The 23,223-nt window shown below is 59.0% G+C and carries 14 protein-coding genes, 2 rRNA genes and 1 riboswitch; of the genes, 6 read left to right on the forward strand and 10 right to left on the reverse strand.

What is annotated here, in order from left to right; all coding sequences use genetic code 11:
• Position 1 precedes the first annotated feature (1 nt).
• The 3 genes from panS to LB453_RS20620 form a co-directional block, all read right to left on the reverse strand.
• Positions 2-919, reverse strand: a complete 918-nt coding sequence (gene panS / locus LB453_RS20610) for a ketopantoate/pantoate/pantothenate transporter PanS (RefSeq protein WP_103793644.1) — start codon at positions 917-919, stop codon at positions 2-4.
• 240 nt (positions 920-1,159) lie between these two features.
• The gene (gene lysC / locus LB453_RS20615; protein WP_103793643.1) at positions 1,160-2,512 is read right to left on the reverse strand and encodes a lysine-sensitive aspartokinase 3; all 1,353 of its coding nucleotides are present in this window, start codon (positions 2,510-2,512) and stop codon (positions 1,160-1,162) included.
• Positions 2,513-2,622: 110 nt separating this feature from the next.
• Positions 2,623-2,815: riboswitch (Lysine riboswitch) on the reverse strand.
• Between the two features lie 110 nt (positions 2,816-2,925).
• Positions 2,926-3,090: a hypothetical protein gene (locus LB453_RS20620; protein ID WP_224481565.1), complete on the reverse strand. Its 165-nt coding sequence runs from the start codon at positions 3,088-3,090 to the stop codon at positions 2,926-2,928.
• Positions 3,091-3,168: 78 nt separating this feature from the next.
• Here LB453_RS20620 and pgi point away from each other — a divergent pair, with 78 nt between their 5' ends.
• From pgi to LB453_RS20645, 5 genes are all read left to right on the forward strand, one after another.
• Positions 3,169-4,815 (forward strand): glucose-6-phosphate isomerase, encoded by a 1,647-nt coding sequence (pgi, locus tag LB453_RS20625; RefSeq protein ID WP_103793642.1) that lies wholly within the window; start codon positions 3,169-3,171, stop codon positions 4,813-4,815.
• A 513-nt stretch (positions 4,816-5,328) separates the two neighbouring features.
• Entirely contained in the window at positions 5,329-5,577 is a 249-nt protein-coding gene (yjbE, locus tag LB453_RS20630) for an exopolysaccharide production protein YjbE (protein ID WP_033749135.1), read from the forward strand.
• Positions 5,578-5,650: 73 nt separating this feature from the next.
• Entirely contained in the window at positions 5,651-6,298 is a 648-nt protein-coding gene (locus LB453_RS20635; protein WP_103793641.1) for a YjbF family lipoprotein, read from the forward strand.
• Positions 6,295-7,032 carry a capsule biosynthesis GfcC family protein gene (locus tag LB453_RS20640; RefSeq protein ID WP_103793640.1) on the forward strand — a complete coding sequence of 246 codons (738 nt, stop codon included), beginning with the start codon at positions 6,295-6,297 and terminating at the stop codon, positions 7,030-7,032. The genes LB453_RS20635 and LB453_RS20640 overlap by 4 nt, the downstream gene beginning before the upstream one ends.
• Positions 7,032-9,122: a YjbH domain-containing protein gene (locus tag LB453_RS20645; protein WP_103793639.1), complete on the forward strand. Its 2,091-nt coding sequence runs from the start codon at positions 7,032-7,034 to the stop codon at positions 9,120-9,122. The genes LB453_RS20640 and LB453_RS20645 overlap by 1 nt, the downstream gene beginning before the upstream one ends.
• 66 nt (positions 9,123-9,188) lie before the next feature.
• Here the strand turns inward: LB453_RS20645 and metH are convergent, their stop codons facing one another.
• The gene (gene metH / locus LB453_RS20650; protein WP_411970227.1) at positions 9,189-12,824 is read right to left on the reverse strand and encodes a methionine synthase; all 3,636 of its coding nucleotides are present in this window, start codon (positions 12,822-12,824) and stop codon (positions 9,189-9,191) included.
• A 241-nt stretch (positions 12,825-13,065) separates the two neighbouring features.
• Here metH and iclR point away from each other — a divergent pair, with 241 nt between their 5' ends.
• Positions 13,066-13,893: a glyoxylate bypass operon transcriptional repressor IclR gene (gene iclR / locus LB453_RS20655; RefSeq protein WP_103793637.1), complete on the forward strand. Its 828-nt coding sequence runs from the start codon at positions 13,066-13,068 to the stop codon at positions 13,891-13,893.
• Here the strand turns inward: iclR and aceK are convergent.
• From aceK to LB453_RS20685, 6 genes are all read right to left on the reverse strand, one after another.
• Positions 13,890-15,608, reverse strand: a complete 1,719-nt coding sequence (gene aceK / locus LB453_RS20660) for a bifunctional isocitrate dehydrogenase kinase/phosphatase (RefSeq protein WP_103793636.1) — start codon at positions 15,606-15,608, stop codon at positions 13,890-13,892. The genes iclR and aceK overlap by 4 nt on opposite strands.
• 56 nt (positions 15,609-15,664) lie before the next feature.
• Complete coding sequence (aceA, locus tag LB453_RS20665; protein ID WP_103793635.1) at positions 15,665-16,966, reverse strand: isocitrate lyase; 1,302 nt, start codon at positions 16,964-16,966, stop codon at positions 15,665-15,667.
• A 16-nt stretch (positions 16,967-16,982) separates the two neighbouring features.
• Positions 16,983-18,554, reverse strand: coding sequence for a malate synthase A (aceB, locus tag LB453_RS20670; protein ID WP_103793634.1), 1,572 nt, complete (start codon positions 18,552-18,554; stop codon positions 16,983-16,985).
• Between the two features lie 261 nt (positions 18,555-18,815).
• Positions 18,816-19,745 (reverse strand): homoserine O-acetyltransferase MetA, encoded by a 930-nt coding sequence (gene metA, locus LB453_RS20675; RefSeq protein ID WP_103793633.1) that lies wholly within the window; start codon positions 19,743-19,745, stop codon positions 18,816-18,818.
• 205 nt (positions 19,746-19,950) lie between these two features.
• Positions 19,951-20,066, reverse strand: a 5S ribosomal RNA gene (rrf, locus tag LB453_RS20680).
• Positions 20,067-20,158: 92 nt separating this feature from the next.
• Positions 20,159-23,065: ribosomal RNA gene (locus tag LB453_RS20685) — 23S ribosomal RNA — on the reverse strand.
• Between the last annotated feature and the right edge of the window lie 158 nt (positions 23,066-23,223).

Raw genomic sequence — 23,223 nt, forward strand, 5'->3', positions numbered from 1 at the left:
GTTACTTTTTATCGACCGGTTTGCCTGACCAGTAGCCAGCCAGCAGCGAACCGGAAAGGTTGTGCCAGACCGAGAAGAGCGCGCCTGGCAGCGCGGCCAGCGGCGAGAAGTAGAGTTTGCCCAGCGTCGCCGCCAGGCCGGAGTTCTGCATCCCGACCTCCAGCGCCAGCGTGCGGCAGGTCGACTCGTCGAAGCCGAACAGCTTGCCGCCCCAGTAGCCGCCCAGCAGGCCGATGGCGTTATGCATTATCACGGCGGCGATCACCATCAGGCCGACCGAGCTGATAAAGCCCTGGCTGCCCGCCACCACGGCGCTGATGATCAGCAGAATGCACACCATCGAGAAAGCCGGCAGGTAGGGCTCGATGCGGCGCACCAGTCCGTTAAAGCTGTGATGAACGATCAGTCCGAGGCTAATGGGGATCGCCACGATCTTCACGATGCTGAGCAGCATACCCATAACGTCCACCTGGATATGGGTATCGACGTAGAAGCGCGTCAGCAGCGGCGTAGCAAAAACCCCCACCAGCGCGGAAACCGAGGAGATGGTCACCGAGAGCGCGACGTCGCCCTTCGCCAGATAGATCATCACGTTCGAGGCGGTGCCGCTGGCCACGCTGCCGACCAGGATCATGCCCGCAGCGAGATCCGGCGGCATATGGAACAGCTTCGCCAGCGCCCAGGCGGCGAGCGGCATCACCAGATAGTGCAGAAAGGTGCCGGCGATCACCGGCGCCGGGCGCACCAGCACGCGTTTGAAATCGTCGATATTAAGCGTTACGCCCATGCCAAACATAATCAGCATCAGCAGCCAGGAGACCCACGGCCCGATGCCGAGAAAGACGCCGGGGGAATACCAGGCGGCCAGGGAGAGCAGCACGGCCCACAGCGGGAACAGGCGGGTTATTTTGGCGAGCATAGCCAGACTTCCTTCTTTGAATGTTGTGTTTTTTCGCGGTTTTGCCACAGAGAAACGCGGCACAGGAACGGGTGCGCCGGCGGAGCGGGATCATAACATTTCGTTATCGCAAGGTGAGGCCAGAAGGGAAAATGGGGATCGACTGCTGCCGATCCCGCAGATAGTGCCGGAAATACGCTGGCTTTTACGCTAAAAAGCGGTCGATCGCACCAGCCGGATCCGATCCGGCCGGGCAGATCCTTACTCGAACAGGTTCTTATGCAGCGCGCGCACGACGCTTTCCGCATCTTCACCCGGCACCAGGAAGCAGAGGTTGTAGCTGCTGGCGCCGTAGCAGATCAGGCGCAGGTTAAACGGCTCAAGCGTACCGAATACCTCTTTGCCAACGCCGCGCGCTCTGGAGAGGTTGTTGCCGATAATCGCCACCAGCGCCAGGTTCTCTTCTACCTCAACGCGGCAGAGCGACGACAGCTCCGTCAGCAGCGCCTGGGTCAGCAGGCTGTCGCCGGTCGAGGTCGAGCCGGTGGTGTCGAGCGTCAGCGCAACGCTGACTTCTGAGGTGGTAATCAGATCCACCGAGATGTTATGGCGCGCCAGAATAGTGAACACCTCGACGAGGAAGCCGCGCGAGTGCAGCATGTTCAGGCTGTGCAGCGTCAGCAGCGTCTGGCGACGACGCAGCGCCAGCGCGCGGAACAGCGGCGGGTTGGCGGTTTCGCGGTGAACGCGCGTGCCGCCGGCGGCGGGATCTTTGCTTGAGCCGACAAACACTGGAATATCGCTGCGCACCGCCGGCAGCAGCGTCGCCGGATGCAGCACCTTGGCGCCGAAGATCGCCATTTCGGTCGCCTCTTCGAAGGTAATGTCATCGATACGCTTAGCGGACGGCACCACGCGCGGATCGGTGGTGTAGATACCCGCCACGTCGGTCCAGATATCGACGCGCGCCGCTTTCAGCGCCTCGCCCAGCAGCGCAGCGGTGTAGTCGCTGCCGCCGCGTCCCAGCGTGGTGGTGCGCCCCTTTTGTTCGCTGCCGATAAAGCCCTGGGTAATCACCAGCGACTGCGCCAGACGCGGGGTGAGCAGCGCGGCGGCCTGTTCGGCCAGCGTCGCGATTTCCGGCTCGGCGCGGCCAAAGCGGTCGTTGGTGCGCATCACTTTACGCACGTCGAACCACTCCGCCTCTACCTGACGCTCGCGCAGGATCTCCACGAACAGCAGCGTCGACATCAGCTCGCCGTGGCTGACCAGTTCGTCGGTAAGCGCGTTAGAGGTGGCCAGCGAGGCGGCATCGGAAAGCATGGTGATGTTTTCGAGCATGCGATCGATTTCATCACGGATAACGGCCGGGTTTTGCAGGCGTTCGACAATCGCATACTGGATGCGGCGAATTTCATCCAGCAGGTAAGCGCGCTGCGCCTGCTCCTGGCCTTCCGCCAGCGATACCAGCAGATTGGTTACGCCCGCCGATGCGGAGAGCACCACCAGACGCGTGTTGGCATTGGCCAGCACCACATCGGCGCTGCGGTTCATAGCATCGAAATCGGCAACGCTGGTGCCGCCAAATTTCGCCACGATCAGAGTTTGAGACATGTACGACCTCGTGTCAGGTTATCTTCTCCCGCGTTTATGGGACGGGAGACATTGTATCAGCCTTGGCACAAGGGAAGAGCAGAATTGGGCAGACAAGATCAGGAGACGTGTCACCCAGAAGCACTTCACCTTGCGAAGCGACCGACTGTGGACGCCTCTGGTGACAACCCAGGGGATTCAGCCCCTGCAGCCGACAGGCAACACTCCGTGTGTTGACCACCTCGGCGTCGCTCCCCCTGATGTGTTATCCCCGGATACGGTTCCTCCAACACACTGCCTGGGCGACGCGCCTCTTCTGGCTTGCGCACGGGTGCGCAAGTAGCCGCATAAAAATAGCGGGTCATAAGGTTGCTGTCTACGTCTGTTGGCGATTTGCTGCGCCCGCAGAGCTAAATGCCCCCTTTCAGACCGGTTTATTCTGATTCGGCACAAGGTTCAGCGGCGGCGTTAACGGCACAATAGGCACCGCCTGGTCTGGACATCGCCTGCGGCGACAGGCGAAAACGGCGCGCGGTTTCCGCCGCGCTGCCCACCGCAAAGGTGACGACGCCGACAAAATTTTTCCTTTCAGCGGACACTATTGTCATACTGAAACGCTACACGGGTGTGGTTGCCCACGATGGAATGACGGTTCTTAAATCAACAAGAGTGTTGCCATGAAAAATATCAATCCGACCCAAACCGCAGCCTGGAAAGCGCTGCAACAGCATTTTGAACAGATGAAATCGGTGACTATCGCCGAGCTGTTCGCCCAGGATGCCGATCGTTTTGCTAAATTCTCTGCCACCTTTGACGACCAGATGCTGGTGGATTTTTCGAAAAACCGCATCACCCAGGAGACGCTTGACAAGCTGCAGGCGCTGGCCAAAGAGACCGACCTGAGCGGCGCAATTAAATCGATGTTCTCCGGCGAGAAGATCAACCGCACCGAAGATCGCGCCGTGCTGCACGTTGCGCTGCGCAACCGCAGCAATACGCCGATCCTGGTAGACGGCAAAGATGTGATGCCGGAAGTGAACGCGGTGCTGGAAAAGATGAAGCACTTCTCTGAGCGCATTATCGGCGGCGAGTGGAAAGGCTATACCGGCAAAGCGATCACCGACGTGGTGAATATCGGCATCGGCGGTTCAGATCTGGGTCCGTTTATGGTGACGGAAGCGCTGCGCCCCTATAAGAACCACCTGAATATGCACTTCGTCTCCAACGTGGACGGCACGCATATTGCGGAAACCCTGAAAGATCTCAGCCCGGAAACCACGCTGTTCCTGGTGGCGTCAAAAACCTTCACCACGCAGGAAACCATGACCAACGCCCACAGCGCGCGCGACTGGTTCCTGAAAACCGCTGGCGACCAGCAGCACGTAGCGAAACACTTCGCCGCGCTGTCGACCAACGCGAAAGCGGTGGGCGAATTCGGCATCGATACCGCCAATATGTTTGAGTTCTGGGACTGGGTCGGCGGCCGCTACTCGCTCTGGTCCGCTATCGGCCTGTCGATTATCCTCTCTATCGGCTTCGACAACTTCGAGCAGCTGCTGAGCGGCGCGCACGCGATGGATAAGCACTTCTCCACCACGCCGGCCGAGCAGAACCTGCCGGTACTGCTGGCGCTGATCGGCATCTGGTACAACAACTTCTTCGGTGCCGAAACCGAAGCGATTCTGCCTTACGATCAGTACATGCACCGCTTCGCGGCCTACTTCCAGCAGGGCAATATGGAGTCTAACGGCAAGTACGTCGATCGCGACGGCAACCCGGTGGATTACCAGACCGGCCCGATTATCTGGGGCGAGCCGGGTACTAACGGCCAGCACGCCTTTTACCAGCTGATCCATCAGGGCACCAAGCTGGTACCGTGCGACTTTATCGCGCCGGCCATTACCCACAACGCGCTGGCGGATCATCACCAGAAGCTGCTTTCCAACTTCTTCGCCCAGACCGAAGCGCTGGCGTTTGGTAAGTCACGCGAGGTGGTGGAGAAAGAGTTCACCGATGCGGGCAAATCAGCCGAGTCTGTCGCACACATCGTGCCGTTCAAGGTGTTTGAAGGCAATCGTCCGACCAACTCGATTCTGCTGCGCGAGATCACCCCTTACAGCCTGGGCGCGCTGATTGCGCTTTACGAGCACAAGATCTTCACCCAGGGCGCTATCCTCAATATCTTCACCTTCGATCAGTGGGGCGTAGAGCTTGGCAAACAGCTGGCTAACCGTATTTTGCCTGAGCTGGAAAACAGCGAGGATATTACCAGCCACGACAGTTCCACTAATGGCTTAATTAACCGCTATAAATCCTGGCGCTAATAAGGTCGCTGTTCTGCAAGGGCGGCCCGCACGGCCGCCTTTTTTGTGTCATAGCGAACAAAATAACCGCGCTGGCCCCCGAAACAGGCGCAATGCAGACGGGATAATTCTTAAATTAAGCTAAGATTGTTCTGAAGCTGTAGCCTGACGCCCTCTCTGCCTCGCGTTTTAAATGGCCCTTATTTTCCCTGCTGCTCTCCTCTCTCGCTTGTTTTATAAGGAAAATTTATTTCCAGCTATCCCGGCAAAATCTGATAATCGCGTTTTCGGGCCAGTTATTAATAAAAAAGCGCAAAACGCTTTGCATTTAATTTTCGGCCAGTAATAAATCCGGCGTTGCGCTAAATCCAGCCAATAAAAAAGGGGTTATCGCTGTTTAGCCCCCTTTTTAGTCACAATAAACCGCGCCTTTCACATCCTTTTTCCCGCGCTGAACTCTGGTAATTTGTTGCCCTATACTGAACGCGCCCGTAACGGGTACATCCTTCATTCACTCAATGCAGGACAAGCTGTATGAAAAAAATCATGGTTGCCGGAGCAGCCGTACTATACGTCGCAGCGCATTCCGTGGCTTTTGCCGCTCCGGAAGAAGCGGGTGCCGCAGCGGGCGCGCAGGCGGGAGCAATCTCCGCCGGCACCTCGACCGCTGTCGGTATCGGTGCGCTCGGCGCGTTAGTCGGTGTCGGCATCGCCGCTTCTGGCGGTGGTGATGGCGCGAATACCGGTACAACAACCACGACCACAACGAGCACCACTCGTTGACGTAGCACCTTTAAACATAACCACACAGCCGTGTGGTTATTTTTTGCTTTGGCTTCTTTTACAGGGACACACAGTGCGCCAACTTCCTTTGTTGCTGGCTTGCCTGCTGCTGCAGGCCTGCACGCAGACGCAAAAAGGGCTGGAACAGACCGTCATGATGGCGGTGTCCGGGCCCGATGACGTGATTAAAACCGATCAGCAGATCGCCGACCTGCCCTACGCCAGCCTCTATGCGCGAATCAATGAAGGCCCACAGATTTTCGTGGTGCTGGGCTATAACGAAAATGGCCAGCAGAAGTGGATCACCCAGGATAACGCCATGCTGGTGACCCAGCACGGCCGTCTGGTGAAAACCCTCGGCCTGCCGGACAACCTGCAGGCGGTGAGCAATCTGCCGCAGGATCCGCTGGCGGATGCGCTGCATCTGCGCGACGGCGCCAGCTGGACGCGCATCGCGCAGTGGACCGAGCGCGGCGAGACGCGCGCCGCGACGGTAAGCTCGCGCTTTACGCGCGGCGCTGACGAGGTGCTGACGCTGCCGGGTCGCCGCGTCGCCTGCCGCGTCTGGATCGAGCAGGCGCGCATCGAGGCCACCGGCCGCGCGTGGGAGAACACCTTCTGGGTCGATAACAGCAGCGGCGATGTGGTGCAGGCGCGCCAGATGCTGGCTGCGGACGACTTCCCTGTTGCCACTACCCTTCTGAAGCCGGCGAAATCATGAAAACAACACTCTCTTTGCTGGTCGGGCTGATGCTGGCCGGCAGCAGCGCCGCGTGGGCGGCGGGTCAGGTCACGGTGCACGCCGCACAGGGCAGCGCTACGCTCGAAAACGTACAGAATCTGGCGCAGCTGACAACGCAGCCGGCGCTTATTGACGCCGCCTGGTGGCGCGGCGCAGTCATCGCAGAGCGAAACGCCAGCTCGGTAGCGCAGCGCCAGCAGCAGCAGACGCTGGCCGATCTGCGCGCCTGGCAGGCAGAGAGCAGCGGCGATCGCGCCGCCGCTATTGGCGAAGTGCTGCGCCAGCTCAGCGCCATCAGGGTCACTGGCCGCCAGTTCGTCTCGCTCGATCCCGACGAGATCCGGCTCCATCCTGAAGCCAACCGTCGCCTGGAAGGCCGCTACGACCTCTGGCTGACGCCGCCGTCCGACAGCGTATGGCTGATGGGCGCGCTGCGCGGCGCAGGCAAAGTGAGCTGGCAGCCGGGCCAGACGGTGCGCGGCTATCTGGCGCAACACGATCGCCTTTCCGGCGCGGAGAAGAGCTACGCCACGGTAATCGCGCCCTCCGGCGAGACGCAGCGCGTGCCGGTCGCGTACTGGAATCAGCGTCATCGCGAGGTCGCACCCGGCAGCATTATCTGGCTGGGCTTCTCCTCCTGGAGCCTGCCTGACGCCTATAGCGATTTAAACCAGCGCATGATTTCTGTTCTGACTCACCGGGTGCCAGAGTGATGAATAAACGACTTTTTTTCAGCCTGCTGGCTGTTTCCGTGGCCGCCGCGTGCCAGGCGCAGGCCGAGACCTTTCCCGATCCGGTGGGTCCGTCGCAGTCTGACTTCGGCGGCGTCGGCCTGCTGCAGGTGCCGACCGCGCGCATGGCGCGCGAGGGCGAATTCAGCCTCAACTTCCGCGATAACGATCAGTACCGCTACTACTCCGCCTCGCTGCAGCTGCTGCCCTGGCTGGAGACAACGGTGCGCTATACCGACGTGCGCACCAGGCGCTACAGCGCCGTAGAGAGCTTTAGCGGCAACCAGAGCTACAAAGACAAGGCGTTCGACCTTAAGCTGCGCCTGCTGAAAGAGAGCTACTGGCTGCCAGAGGTCGCTTTCGGCTCGCGCGATCTGGGCGGCACCGGCCTGTTCGACAGCGAATATCTGGTGGCGAGCAAGGCCTGGGGGCCGTTCGACTTTACCCTGGGGCTGGGCTGGGGCTACCTCGGCAACAGCGGCACGGTTAAAAACCCCTTCTGCTCCTACAGCGACAGCTACTGCCAGCGTCCCGGCGTCGGCGAAGCGGGCTCAATTAATGGCTCGCAGATGTTCCACGGCCCGTCGGCGCTGTTCGGCGGCGTGGAGTATCAAACGCCGTGGCAGCCGCTGCGTCTTAAGCTGGAGTATGAAGGCAATAACTATCAGGATGATTTCGCCGGCCGGCTCGATCAGCGCAGCAAGGTCAACGTTGGCGCGATCTACCGCGTCACTGACTGGGCCGATATCAACGCCAGCTACGAGCGCGGCAACACCTTTATGTTCGGCGTCACGGTGCGCACCAACTTTAACGATCTGCGCCAGGCGCATATCGACAGCGCGAAGCCCGAATACCATCCTCAGCCGCAGGAGAGCATGCTGGAGCCGACCGTGGTCGCCAGCCAGCTGAGCGATCTGAAGTACAACGCCGGACTGAACGGGCCGCGCATCCAGACTCGTGGCAGCACGCTGTTCGTCTCTGGCGAGCAGACCAAATATCGCGACACGCGCGAAGGGGTCGATCGCGCCAACCGCATCATTATGAATAACCTGCCGGCGGGCATCGAAACTATCGAGGTGACCGAGTCGCGCTTCAACATGCCGCAGGTCACGACGCGCACCGACGTCAACAGCCTGCGCAATGCGCTGGCAGGCTATCCCCTCGGCCAGGAGCAGCCGCTGCGCCAGACGCGCGAGAATCCGGTGGATCCAGGAGAGACCGAGCAAGGTTTCTTTATTCGTAAAGAGCGCCTGAACTACAGCCTGTCGCCAGTGCTGAACCAGTCGGTCGGCGGCCCGGAAAGTTTCTATATGTACCAGGTCGGCGTGATGGGTAACCTGGACTACTGGTTTACCGATCATCTGCTGGTGGGCGGCAGCCTGTTCGGCAACCTCGCCAATAACTACGACAAGTTCAACTACAACGGCGCGCCTTCCGATTCGACGCTGCCGCGCGTGCGTACCCATATCCGCGACTACGTCGAGAACAACGTTTACGTTAACGATCTGCAGGCCAACTACATGGGCTACCTCGGCAATGGCTTTTACGGCCAGATGTACGGCGGTTACCTGGAGACCATGTACGGCGGCGTTGGCGGCGAGATGCTCTACCGTCCAGTCGACAGCAACTGGGCCTTTGGCGTCGACGCCAACTACGTGCGCCAGCGCGACTGGGACAACATGATGCAGTTCACCCGCTACAAAGCGCCAACCGGCCATGTGACAGCCTACTGGCGTCCGTGGTTTATGCAGGATCTGCTGGTGAAGGCGAGCGTCGGGCAGTATCTGGCCAAAGACAAGGGCGTCACGCTCGACGTCTCTAAGCGCTTCGACAGCGGCGTGATGGTGGGCGTCTATGCGACCAAAACCAACGTGTCGTCAGAGCAGTATGGCGAGGGGGATTTCACCAAAGGCTTCTATTTGTCGATTCCAATGGATCTCTTTACCGTGACGCCGACGCGCGGACGCGCGCAGGTGAACTGGGTGCCGCTGACGCGTGACGGCGGGCAGATGCTGGGACGTAAATATCAGCTTTATGACCTGACGTCAGACCGCGACGCACGCTTTAATTAACTGAGTGCTCCCGCCACGCACGTGGCGGGTGTCATCTGCGCTCGCGGCAGGCTTCAGGCACCCCGCTTAATCGGCGTCATACCCCAGGTTTGGCGCCAGCCAGCGCTCCACCTCGCTTACCGTCATCCCTTTACGCGCCGCGTAATCCTCAACCTGATCGCGCTGGATCTGCGCCACCGCGAAGTAGCGACTCTCAGGATGGCTGAAGTACCAGCCTGAAACCGACGCGCCCGGCCACATGGCGAAGGATTCGGTAAGTTTCATGCCGGTGTGGGCTTCCACATCGAGCAGCTGCCAGATCGCCGCTTTCTCGGTATGTTCCGGACAGGCGGGATAACCCGGCGCGGGGCGAATGCCCTGATAGTTTTCGCGGATCAGCTCATCGTTGCTCAGGTTCTCATGGGGGGCGAAGCCCCAGATTACCTTACGCACCCGCTCGTGCAGATACTCGGCGAAGGCTTCCGCCAGCCGATCGGCCACCGCTTTCACCATGATTTTGTTGTAGTCGTCGTGCTGCGCGTCATACGCCTCCGCCAGCGCGTCCTCTTCAAGGCCGCCGGTCACGGCGAAAGCGCCCAGATAATCGGCCTTGCCGCTCCCCTTCGGCGCAACATAATCGGCCAGACAGTAGTTAGGGAAGTCGCTTTTCTCGGTCTGCTGACGCAGATGATGGCTAACGGCAATCACCTCGCGGCGGCTCTCGTCACGGTAAATTTCGATATCGTCCCCGACGCGGTTAGCCGGGAAGATGCCCACCACGCCGCGCGGCGTCAGGGATTTGTGCGCGCTAAGCCTGTCCAGCATGGCGTTGGCGTCGGCAAACAGACGCTTCGCCTCTTCCCCCACCACCTCATCGTGCAGAATGCGCGGATACTTGCCCGCCAGCGACCAGGTCATAAAGAACGGCGTCCAGTCGATATAGTGACGCAGCGCGTCGATGCCAACCGAAATCTCGCTGACGCCGGGACGATGCGCCACCGGCGGCGTATAGCTTTCCCAGTCGATGTGGACCGCGTTATCACGCGCGGCCTGCAGCGAAACCGGCGGCGTGCGCGGCTTTTTACGCGCGTGCTGAATGCGCACGGTGTCGTACTCTTTACGGGTACGCGCCACAAAATCCTCTTTCAGCGTCGGCGAGAGCAGTGACGACACGACGCCCACGGTGCGCGAGGCGTTCTGCACGTACACCGTCGGGCCGCTGTAGTTCTGCTCGATCTTCACGGCGGTGTGCGCCTTCGAGGTGGTGGCGCCGCCAATCAGCAGCGGCAGCGTAAAGCCCTGACGCTCCATCTCTCTGGCGACGTTGACCATCTCATCCAGCGACGGCGTAATCAGGCCCGAGAGTCCGATAATATCCGCCTTCTGTTCGATGGCGGTTTTCAGGATCTTATCGCTCGGCACCATCACGCCGAGATCGATAATCTCGTAGTTATTGCACTGCAGCACCACGCCGACAATATTCTTGCCGATATCGTGTACGTCGCCCTTCACCGTCGCCAGCACGATTTTGCCGTTGCTGCGGCCCGCCTCTTTGCTGGCCTGAATATAGGGCTCAAGGTAAGCCACCGCCTGCTTCATCACGCGCGCCGACTTCACCACCTGCGGCAGGAACATTTTTCCTTCACCGAACAGGTCGCCCACGACGTTCATGCCCGCCATCAGCGGCCCCTCAATCACCTCGATCGGACGCGCCGACGCCTGACGCGCCTCTTCGGTGTCCTGCTCGATAAATTCGGTGATGCCTTTCACCAGCGAATATTCCAGACGCTTCACCACGTCCCAGCTGCGCCACTCCGCCTGCTGCTTATCCTCGGTGCCATCACCTTTGCTGGCGCGATACTTCTCCGCCAGCGCCAGCAGGCGCTCGGTGCCGTCGGCGCGACGGTTAAGAATGACATCCTCAACCGCCTCGCGCAGCTCGACAGGCAGATCGTCATAAATCGCCAGCTGACCGGCGTTAACAATGCCCATATCCATGCCGTTGCGGATGGCGTAGTAGAGAAACACGGCGTGAATCGCTTCACGAACCGGATCGTTGCCGCGGAAAGAGAAGGAGACGTTAGAGACGCCGCCGGAGATCATCGCGTGCGGCAGCTCGCGCTTGATATCTTCACACGCGCCGATAAAGTCCATGGCGTAGTTGTTGTGCTCGTCGATGCCGGTGGCAACGGCAAAGATATTCGGGTCAAAGATAATATCTTCCGGCGGAAAGCCGACCTGCTCGGTCAGAATGTTATAGGCGCGGCGGCAAATCTCGATTTTGCGCGCGCGCGTATCCGCCTGGCCATCCTCATCAAAGGCCATCACCACCATCGCCGCGCCGTAGCGGCGCACCAGGCGCGCATGATGGATAAAGGTCTCCTCCCCCTCTTTCATCGAGATAGAGTTAACGATGCCTTTGCCCTGGATGCACTGCAGGCCCTTTTCAATCACCTCCCACTTTGAGGAGTCGATCATAATCGGCACGCGCGCGATATCAGGCTCGCCGGCGATCAGGTTGAGGAAGCGCACCATCGCCGCTTCGGCGTCGAGCATCCCCTCATCCATATTGATGTCGATAACCTGTGCGCCGCTCTGCACCTGCTGCAGCGCCACTTCCAGCGCCTCGTTGTACTTCTCTTCTTTAATCAGCCGCTTGAATTTAGCCGAGCCGGTGACGTTGGTGCGCTCGCCGACGTTAACGAACAGCGTATCGCTGCTGATATTGAGCGGCTCAAGGCCAGAGAGACGGCAGGCGACCGGCAGTTCAGGCCGCTTGCGCGGTGCCACCCCGGCGACGCTGTCCGCCATCGCCCTGATGTGCTGCGGCGTGGTGCCGCAGCAGCCGCCGATAATGTTGAGGAAACCGGCGCGCGCCCATTCGCCAATCTGATCCGCCATCACGCTGGCATCGAGATCGTATTCGCCAAAGGCGTTGGGCAGTCCGGCATTCGGGTGGGCGGTAACGTAGCATTCGGCAATGCGCGACATCTCCGCCACGTACTGGCGCAGCTCGTCCGGGCCGAGCGCACAGTTGAGGCCAAACGAGAGCGGTTCAGCGTGGCGCAGCGAGTTGTAAAAGGCCTCGGTGGTCTGGCCGGATAGCGTGCGGCCAGAGGCGTCGGTAATGGTGCCGGAGATCATCAGCGGCAGCCTGACCCCCAGCGCTTCCATTTCGGTCTGCACCGCAAAAACCGCCGCTTTGGCGTTCAGGGTGTCGAACACCGTTTCGATCATGATGAGATCGGCGCCGCCCTCCACCAGCGCGCGCGTCGATTCGCGATACGCCTCTACCAGCTGGTTAAAGGTAACGTTGCGGTAAGCGGGATCGTTGACGTCCGGCGAGATGGAACAGGTGCGGTTGGTCGGGCCGAGCACGCCAGCCACATAGCGCGGGCGATCGGGCGTTTTCGCCGTCCATTCGTCGCAGCAGGCGCGCGCCAGCCGGGCTGCCTCAAGGTTAATCTCCGCCGACAGCCCTTCCATCTGGTAGTCCGCCATCGCAATGGTGGTGGCGTTAAAGGTGTTGGTTTCCAGAATATCGGCGCCCGCTTCCAGATAGGCATTGTGGATCTCGCGGATCACCTCAGGCTTGCTGAGCACCAGCAGATCGTTGTTGCCTTTGAGATCGCAGGGCCAGTCGCGGAAACGGCTGCCGCGAAAATCGTGCTCGTCCAGCCTGTAGCTCTGGATCATGGTGCCCATGCCGCCGTCCAGCACCATGATGCGTTGCGCGAGCTGCTGATGCAGCGCTTCGATTCTGTTGCTCACTCTTGCCTCATCCGCTCATCTGCTGGCTAAAATGCCAGCGCATCATACTGTCATAACTTTCACAGGGGAGAAAGCCGCAGCAGGTGAGACATTTTCAGGCGGACCGCTTAACAGATCCGACCAGAGCGCGCGCGTTTGCAAATTGCGCAATTAACCTGAAAATGATTTCCACTTTGCGTAAGGAGATACCTCAATGGCTACGCCCGTTCCCGCTAAACGCGGCAAAAAACCGCGCGGCACACCCGCCGCTCCGCCTGCCAGCGGCCAGGTGCAGTCTCTGCAACGCGGCCTGCATCTGCTGGAGCTGATCGCCGACTCCCACGGCAGCGTAGCGCTGACCGAACTGGCGCAGCAGGCGGGTTTGCCTAACTCCACCACGCACCGTTTATTGACGACGATGCAGCAGCAGGGTTTCGTGCATCAGACCGGCGATCTCGGCCTGTGGACGATCGGCGCGCACGCCTTTGTGGTCGGAAGCAGTTTTTTGCAGAGCCGAAACCTGCTGGCGCTGGTGCATCCCGTGCTGCGCAGGCTGATGGAAAATTCGGGCGAAACGGTCAATCTGGCCGTGCTGGATCTCAGCGATTATCAGGCAGTGATCATCGACCAGGTGCAGTGTACCCAGCTGATGCGCATGTCGGCCCCCATTGGCGGCAAGCTGCCAATGCACGCCTCAGGCGCGGGCAAGGCTTTTCTGGCGCACCTGAGCGATGAGCAGGTCACCGCGCTGCTGCATCAGAAAGGTCTCCATCACTACACGCCCAACACCCTGATGTCGCCGCAGAGCCTGAAGGCTAATCTGGCACAGGTACGCAAAGGCGGTTTCGCCTTTGACGATGAGGAACACGCGCTGGGACTGCGCTGCGTCGCCGCGCCAGTCTACGACGAGCACGGCGAACCCTTTGCCGCCCTGTCGATATCCGGGCCGGTGGCGCGTATGACGGACGATCGCATTACCGAGCTGGGCGCGCTGGTTATCCGTGAGGCGCGTCAGGTGACGCTGGCCTACAGCGGCCGCTAAGCCAGTTCGCGGGCGTAGCGCACGCTGAAGCGCTGCGCCTGACGCCAGGCAATCGTCTCCTCCACATGTCCCTGCCGGATGCGCTGCTGCTGTGCCCGCCACCAGCCCGCCTCGAAGAGTTCAGGATGCAGCTGTTGCAGCAGCGCGCCGGTAGCGGCTTCGCTGCACAGCGCGTAGCGAAAGGTTTCAGGAAAGACATCGTCCGGGCCGACGCTGTACCAGGGTTCGGCGCTCATTTCATCTTCGTCATAGCGCGCCTGCGGCACATCGCGGAAGTGCAGCTCATCCATTGGCCGGATTTCATCGTAGTCGTAAAACACCACGCGCCCGTGCCGCGTCATGCCGAAGTTTTTAAACAGCATATCGCCAGGAAAGATATTGGCCGCCGCCAGCTGTTTGATGGCATTGCCATACTCCTCAACCGCGTGCCGGCGTTGTTCGGCGTTCGCCTGCGCCAGATAGAGGTTGAGCGGCTGCATACGCCGCTCCAGCCAAAGATGGCGGACAATCAGGCGGTCGCCGTCGATATGCATCTTTGTGGCAATGCTGGACTGGAACTCCGCCATCAGCGCGGGCGGAATACGCGCCAGCGGCAGCGCAAACTGCTCGAACTCCAGCGTGTCCGCCATACGCCCGACGCGGTCGTGCTCTTTGACCTGCTGATAGCAGGCGCGCACCTGCGCCTCTGTCACCTCTTTCTGCGGCGCAAAGCGATCGCGAATCACCTTGAAGACGCGATCAAAGCCCGGCAGCGTAAAGACCAGCATCACCATGCCGCGCACGCCGGGCGCTATTTCAAATGGCGCATCGCTGTGCGCCAGCGCATGCAGATAGTCGCGGTAGCTTTCGGTTTTGCCGTGCTTCTGACAGCCAATCGCCATGTAGCGCTCAGAGAGCGTTTTGCCCGGCAGAATCGGCTGTAGCCACGCCACCAGCGCCGCGGGCACCGGCGCGTACACCATAAAATAAGCGCGGGCGAAGCCGAACACGATGCTGGCATCGTTCGCATCCGTCAGGCAGGTATCGATCCACAGCTCACCCTGCGCGGTACGCTGAACCGGCAGCAGACAGGGAAAAATGGCGTGCGGCAGGTGTAAACGCGCCACAATCCACGCGGTTTTGTTTCGGAAAAAGAGTTCGCTGGCCACCTCCAGCCAGCCGCCCTCCAGCCTGAAATGCTGTTGCAGATGACGCAGGATATAGCTGGCGTCGCGCGCGCGATCCTGCCAGGGCAGCGTCAGTGTGGTATCGGCCAGCACCTGCTCCAGCATCGCCTGCCAGCCGTGCTGCGGCTGATAGCGACGCGCCAGCGGGCGTGCAGGCTGCGCGGCGCGCTGCTGGGTCGAGAAGATAAACAGCCGCTGCGGCTGTAGGTGCGCGTGGCCATGCAGACGACAGTAAACGGAATTAAAAAAGCTTTCGGCGATTTCCGCGCGCGGATAGTCCGGCAGCAGCGCTTCGTAATCCTGTTTGACCTGTAGCCAGAACCTGTCGTCCCAGTGGGCCGCATCGTTGAGTATGCGCAGCTGATCCACCACCAGCGTGACGTGGCTGTCGTAGAGGTGGATGCGCGTTTTCATCGCCTGCTGCACCGCCTGCCAGTCCGCCTGTTCAAAGCGCTGCTGCGCGCCAGCGGTAATATCAAGAAAGCGACCATACTGCGCGTCAAAGCCCTGCAGGATGGTATGGGCAATTAAGGATTCGCGTGGTGGCACAGGCAGCTCCCGCAAAAGCCCGCCCGAACGCGTCGGGCAGGCCATCTGGTTTAGCGTTAAAACTGGTGCTGTTCGGTCGAGCCGGTCAGCGCCGTCACTGATGAGTGGCCGCCCTGGATCAGGGTGGTGACCCGATCGAAGTAGCCCGTCCCGACCTCCTGCTGATGGGATGAGAAGCTGTAGCCTTTATCCCGCGCCGCAAACTCCGGCTGCTGCACCTTCTCGACGTAGTGTCGCATGCCCTCTCCCTGGGCATAGGCGTGCGCCAGGTCGAACATGTTGAACCACATGCTGTGAATGCCCGCCAGGGTGATGAACTGGAAGCGATAGCCCATCTCGCTCAGCGCCTGCTGGAATCCCGCAATGGCGCGGTCGTCGAGGTTCTTTTTCCAGTTAAAGGAGGGCGAGCAGTTGTAGGCCAGCAGCTTGCCGGGATAGCGTGCGTGAATGGCGGTGGCGAAGCGCTGCGCCAGCGCCAGATCTGGCGTCGAGGTTTCGCACCACAGCACATCAGCGTAAGGCGCGTAGGCCAGCCCGCGGCTGATCGCCTGCTCAATGCCCGCGTGCGTGCGGAAGAAGCCTTCCGCCGTGCGATCGCCGCGAATAAAAGGCCGGTCATAGTCGTCACAGTCAGAGGTAATCAGATCGGCTGCATCGGCGTCGGTGCGCGCTAACAGGATGGTCGGTACATCCATCACGTCAGCCGCCAGCCGTGCCGCCACCAGCTTCTGTATCGCCTCCTGCGTCGGCACCAGCACCTTTCCGCCCATATGGCCGCATTTTTTCACCGCCGCCAGCTGATCTTCGAAATGTACCGCTGCGGCACCCGCGCTAATCATCGCCTTCATCAGTTCAAAAGCGTTGAGCACGCCGCCAAATCCCGCTTCGGCATCAGCAACAATCGGCAGGAAATAGTCAATGTAGCCCGCTTCACCCGGTTGAGCGCCGTTCGCCCACTGGATCTGATCGGCGCGCTGAAAAGTCTGGTTGATGCGCTGCACCACTTCCGGCACCGAGTTCACGGGATAGAGCGACTGATCGGGATACATCTGCCCGGCAAGATTGGCATCCGCCGCCACCTGCCAGCCCGAAAGGTAGATCGCTTCAATGCCCGCTTTCGCCTGCTGCAACGCCTGGCCACCCGTCAGTGCGCCGAGGCTGTTAATGTAGCCTTTGCGCGCGGTGCCGTTGAGCAGCGACCAGAGCTTTTCCGCCCCGCGCTGCGCCAGCGTACAGGCTGGATTGACCGAGCCGCGCAGGTTAACGACCTCTTCAGCGCTGTAGGGACGCGTGATGCCTTCCCAGCGCGGTGCGCGCCAGGCTTGTTCAAGCTGCTGGATCTGTTGGGTACGAGTCATGGCAACGGCTCCTTTTTCAGGGGATCAGGCGATAGCCCGGCAGAGTAAGAAATGAAACCAGTTCGTCTTCGGTGGTGATCTGCGCCATCAGCCGCGCCGCGTCGTCGTAACGCGCATCGTTGAGCTGGCGTCGCTCTTCATCCAGCATGCGCAGAAAGCTTTCGGCGGTGACGGGCTGACCGTCGCTCAGGGTTTGCTGATGATGGATCCACTGCCAGATGGAGGTGCGGGCGATTTCTGCCGTGGCGGCATCTTCCATCAGGCCGTCGATCGGCACGCAGCCGTTGCCGCCCAGCCAGGCTTCCAGATAGCGCAGCGCGACGCGGATATTGGCCCGCATTCCGGCCTCGGTACGTTCGCCTGCGCAGGGCGCCAGCAGCTGTGCGGCGTCTACGGGCGCATCGCTTTCGCGCAGCAGGTCGAGCTGGTTTTTACGCTCGCCGAGCGCAGCGTCAAAGACCGCCATTGCCGTATCAGCCAGTCCAGGATGGGCAATCCAGGTACCGTCGTGACCGTTATCAGCCTCACGCTGTTTATCCTCACGCACGCGCTGCAATACCCACTCATTACGCCCACTCTCTTTGGCCGGGATTAAAGCTGACATACCGCCCATGGCGAACGCACCGCGCCGATGGCAGGTTTTTACCAGCAGCCGTGAGTAAGCATCCAGGAAAGGCTGCGCCATGGTAATCGACTGCCGGTCGGGCAGAATGCGGTCGCCATGCTGGCGCAGCGTTTTGATGTAGCTGAAGATGTAATCCCAGCGGCCACAGTTAAGGCCAACAATATGGTCGCGCAGGTTCCACAGGATCTCATCCATCTGGAAGACCGCTGGCAGGGTTTCAATCAGTACCGTGGCCTTAATGGTGCCGCGCGCCAGTCCGAAGCGATCCTCAGTGAAGCGAAAGATCTCGCGCCACCAGGCAGCTTCCTGCCAGCTTTCGCTTTTCGGCAGATAGAAATATGGGCCGCTGCCTTTGCTGAGCAGCGTGGCGAAGTTGTGGAAAAAGTAGAGCGCAAAATCAAACAACCCGCCGGGAATCGCTTTGCCCTGCCACTGCACATGTTTTTCTTCCAGATGCAGACCGCGCACGCGGCACATCAGCACCGCAGGGTCGGCGCGCAGCTGGTAGATCTTCCCGGTTTCGCTGGTAAAGCTGAGCGTTCCACTGACCGCCTCACGCAGCGTTTGCTGCCCCTCCATCAGCTTGTCCCACTGCGGCGTCAGCGAGTCTTCGAAATCCGCCATATAAACTTTCACGTTAGCGTTCAGGGCGTTAATAACCATTTTGCGTTCCGGCGGCCCGGTAATTTCCACGCGTCGATCCAGCAGGTCATGCGGGATGGTGCCGATACGCCATGCGCTCTCACGAATGGAAGCGGTTTCCATATCGAAGTCGGGAAGCTGGCCGGCGTCATAACGCTGCTGCCGCTGCTGCCTGAGGGCAAGCAGCCTTTCCCGCTCAGCGGAGAAATGAGTGACCAGTTCAAGCAAAAACTGCTGTGCCTCTGGCGTGAACAGCTGCTGTTCCGCATGGGAGAAGGGTTTTGTGAAGGTAAGATCGCTATGAATTATCGTGTCGGTCATATGAGATCGCTCCTGTCGCCGATCGGATCCTGTCACAGCGATCCGGTTAGAGGATAATTTTTGAGCTACAGGATCCAAGCATATTCACTCTTTTCTTAAAATCAAAAACTATTTCCATTTTCAGGTAAAGTTTCAGTTAAATCCCTGAAGCGAATGAAGTTAAAGTTTTCTATTTAAAGGGAGGCATTTTCAAAAAGAGGAGACATAAAAAAACCGTGACAGCTTTGCAGCTGGCACGGTAAGGACAAACGAGGAAAATGATTATTCGAGCGTGGGATTCATCCGGCGCAGATCGAATGGCGTGATTTGGTAGACGTAATAGTTCAGCCAGTTAGAGAACAGTAGATTGCCGTGGCTGCGCCAGGTGGCGCGCGGCGGCAGCTCCGGATTATCCTGGGGAAAATAGTTAAAAGGCACTTCCGGCTGCAGGCCTGCTTCGTAATCCCGGTGGTATTCGCCTGACAGGGTCAGCGCGTCATATTCCGGGTGGCCGGTAACGAAAACCAGGCGCTTGTCTTTGCTCGCCATCAGATAGGCGCCGGTCTGTTCAGACTCGGCGAACAGTTCCAGATCGGTGTAGTCCGCGATCAGCTGCGTCGGGAAGTCAGCATAGCGCGAATGAGGCGCCAGAAAGTTATCGTCAAAACCACGCGTCAGCAGCGCGTGCGGATGCAAAATCTGATGCTCATAGACGCCCGACAGTTTAGTCTGCCGTGTCTGCTTAGGGATGCCGTAGAGAATATTGAGCGCCGCCTGTACTGCCCAGCAGACAAAAAGCGTTGAGGTGACGTGCTCTTTTGCCCAGTGCAGCACGCGCTGGATCTGCGGCCAGTAGGCGACATCATTGAAGTCGACCAGGCCCAGCGGCGCGCCGGTGACAATCAGGCCGTCAAAGTTATCGTGCTGAATATCGTCAAAGTTGCAGTAGAAGTTGTTGAGATGCTCCACTGGCGTATTGCGCGACTCGCGGCTGTCGATACGCAGCAGCTGGATATCGATCTGTAGCGGCGAGTTTGAAAGCAAACGCAGGAACTGGTTTTCCGTCTCAATCTTCTTTGGCATCAGATTGAGCACCAAAACTTTCAACGGACGGATTTCCTGAACACTGGCACGCGACGAGGTCATGACAAACACGTTTTCATCACGTAAGAACTTTACTGCCGGTAATTCGTCGGGAACCCTGATTGGCATGTGCGACTTTCCTCTTTACAACCGTATATACGTTTAGACATCCAGATGCCCAACATTACCCTGGCAGCGGGAAGTTGTCGAGGCTTCATGCAGTTTATGAAAATCTTTCAGCTTAAAGTGGCAAACAGGAGAGGGAAAGGAGAGAAAAGGGAAAGCCCAAACGCAAAAAACCCTGACCGTGAGGTCAGGGTTATCGCAGTTGGATGCCTGGCAGTTCCCTACTCTCGCATGGGGAGGCCCCACACTACCATCGGCGCTACGGCGTTTCACTTCTGAGTTCGGCATGGGGTCAGGTGGGACCGCCGCGCTAAGGCCGCCAGGCAAATTCTGTTTCCGCGCCGCCCGCAGGGCCGCGCAGATATATCCGTCACAAGCTGAAAATCTCGCGTCTCACAAAACGCCTCTGGCGTTGTAAGGTTAAGCCTCACGGGTCATTAGTACCGGTTAGCTCAACGCATCGCTGCGCTTACACACCCGGCCTATCAACGTCGTCGTCTTCAACGTCCCTTCAGGACCCTCAAGGGGTCAGGGAAAACTCATCTCGGGGCAAGTTTCGTGCTTAGATGCTTTCAGCACTTATCTCTTCCGCACTTAGCTACCGGGCAGTGCCATTGGCATGACAACCCGAACACCAGCGGTGCGTTCACTCCGGTCCTCTCGTACTAGGAGCAACCCCCCTCAGTTTTCCAGCGCCCACGGCAGATAGGGACCGAACTGTCTCACGACGTTCTAAACCCAGCTCGCGTACCACTTTAAACGGCGAACAGCCGTACCCTTGGGACCTACTTCAGCCCCAGGATGTGATGAGCCGACATCGAGGTGCCAAACACCGCCGTCGATATGAACTCTTGGGCGGTATCAGCCTGTTATCCCCGGAGTACCTTTTATCCGTTGAGCGATGGCCCTTCCATTCAGAACCACCGGATCACTATGACCTGCTTTCGCACCTGCTCGAGCCGTCACTCTCGCAGTCAAGCTGGCTTATGCCATTGCACTAACCTCCTGATGTCCGACCAGGATTAGCCAACCTTCGTGCTCCTCCGTTACGCTTTGGGAGGAGACCGCCCCAGTCAAACTACCCACCAGACACTGTCCGCAGCCCGGATCACGGGCCTACGTTAGAACACCAGCCATTAAAGGGTGGTATTTCAAGGACGGCTCCACGCAGACTGGCGTCCACGCTTCGAAGCCTCCCACCTATCCTACACATCAAGGACCAGTGTTCAGTGTCAAGCTGTAGTAAAGGTTCACGGGGTCTTTCCGTCTTGCCGCGGGTACACTGCATCTTCACAGCGATTTCAATTTCACTGAGTCTCGGGTGGAGACAGCCTGGCCATCATTACGCCATTCGTGCAGGTCGGAACTTACCCGACAAGGAATTTCGCTACCTTAGGACCGTTATAGTTACGGCCGCCGTTTACCGGGGCTTCGATCAAGAGCTTCTCCTTACGGATAACCCCATCAATTAACCTTCCGGCACCGGGCAGGCGTCACACCGTATACGTCCACTTTCGTGTTTGCACAGTGCTGTGTTTTTAATAAACAGTTGCAGCCAGCTGGTATCTTCGACTGGCCTCAGCTCCGGGAGCAAGTCCCTTCACCTACGCGCCAGCGTGCCTTCTCCCGAAGTTACGGCACCATTTTGCCTAGTTCCTTCACCCGAGTTCTCTCAAGCGCCTTGGTATTCTCTACCTGACCACCTGTGTCGGTTTGGGGTACGATTTCGTGTTGCCTGGAGCTTAGAGGCTTTTCCTGGAAGCAGGGCATTTGTTGCTTCAGCACCGTAGTGCCTCGTCGTCACGCCTCAGTGTAAAGTGAACCGGATTTGCCTGGAACACACACCTACACGCTTAAACCGGGACAACCGTCGCCCGGCCAACATAGCCTTCTCCGTCCCCCCTTCGCAGCAACACCAAGTACAGGAATATTAACCTGTTTCCCATCGACTACGCTTTTCAGCCTCGCCTTAGGGGTCGACTCACCCTGCCCCGATTAACGTTGGACAGGAACCCTTGGTCTTCCGGCGAGCGGGCTTTTCACCCGCTTTATCGTTACTTATGTCAGCATTCGCACTTCTGATACCTCCAGCATGCCTCACAGCACACCTTCGACGGCTTACAGAACGCTCCCCTACCCAACAACGCATACGCGTCGCTGCCGCAGCTTCGGTGCATGGTTTAGCCCCGTTACATCTTCCGCGCAGGCCGACTCGACCAGTGAGCTATTACGCTTTCTTTAAATGATGGCTGCTTCTAAGCCAACATCCTGGCTGTCTGGGCCTTCCCACATCGTTTCCCACTTAACCATGACTTTGGGACCTTAGCTGGCGGTCTGGGTTGTTTCCCTCTTCACGACGGACGTTAGCACCCGCCGTGTGTCTCCCGTGATAACATTCTCCGGTATTCGCAGTTTGCATCGGGTTGGTAAGCCGGGATGGCCCCCTAGCCGAAACAGTGCTCTACCCCCGGAGATGAGTTCACGAGGCGCTACCTAAATAGCTTTCGGGGAGAACCAGCTATCTCCCGGTTTGATTGGCCTTTCACCCCCAGCCACAGGTCATCCGCTAATTTTTCAACATTAGTCGGTTCGGTCCTCCAGTTAGTGTTACCCAACCTTCAACCTGCCCATGGCTAGATCACCGGGTTTCGGGTCTATACCCTGCAACTTAACGCCCAGTTAAGACTCGGTTTCCCTGCGGCTCCCCTATACGGTTAACCTTGCTACAGAATATAAGTCGCTGACCCATTATACAAAAGGTACGCAGTCACCCCATTAAAGAGGCTCCCACTGCTTGTACGTACACGGTTTCAGGTTCTGTTTCACTCCCCTCGCCGGGGTTCTTTTCGCCTTTCCCTCACGGTACTGGTTCACTATCGGTCAGTCAGGAGTATTTAGCCTTGGAGGATGGTCCCCCCATATTCAGACAGGATACCACGTGTCCCGCCCTACTCTTCGAGTTCACAGCATGTGTGCTTTCGTGTACGGGAGTGTCACCCTGTACCCTGCGACTTTCCAGACGCTTCCACTAGCACACAAGCTGATTCAGACTCTGGGCTGCTCCCCGTTCGCTCGCCGCTACTGGGGGAATCTCGGTTGATTTCTTTTCCTCGGGGTACTTAGATGTTTCAGTTCCCCCGGTTCGCCTCGCAACACTATGTATTCATGTTGCGATAGTGTGTCGAAACACACTGGGTTTCCCCATTCGGACATCGCCGGCTGTAGCGGTTCATATCACCTTGCCGGCGCTTTTCGCAGATTAGCACGTCCTTCATCGCCTCTGACTGCCAGGGCATCCACCGTGTACGCTTAGTCGCTTAACCTCACAACCCACAGGCGTCTTGCGACGTCGCGGATGTGATTAATTGAGAGACTCGAACGCGCTGCCTTCTATTCCTGTTTACGGGGAATGAACGCAGGGCGTCGTTTCAATTTTCAGCTTGTTCCGGATTGTTAAAGAGCATAATACTTCGCAGCCCAC

This window comes from Pantoea agglomerans (genome assembly GCF_020149765.1).
GTDB classification, from domain to species: Bacteria; Pseudomonadota; Gammaproteobacteria; order Enterobacterales; family Enterobacteriaceae; genus Pantoea; species Pantoea alvi.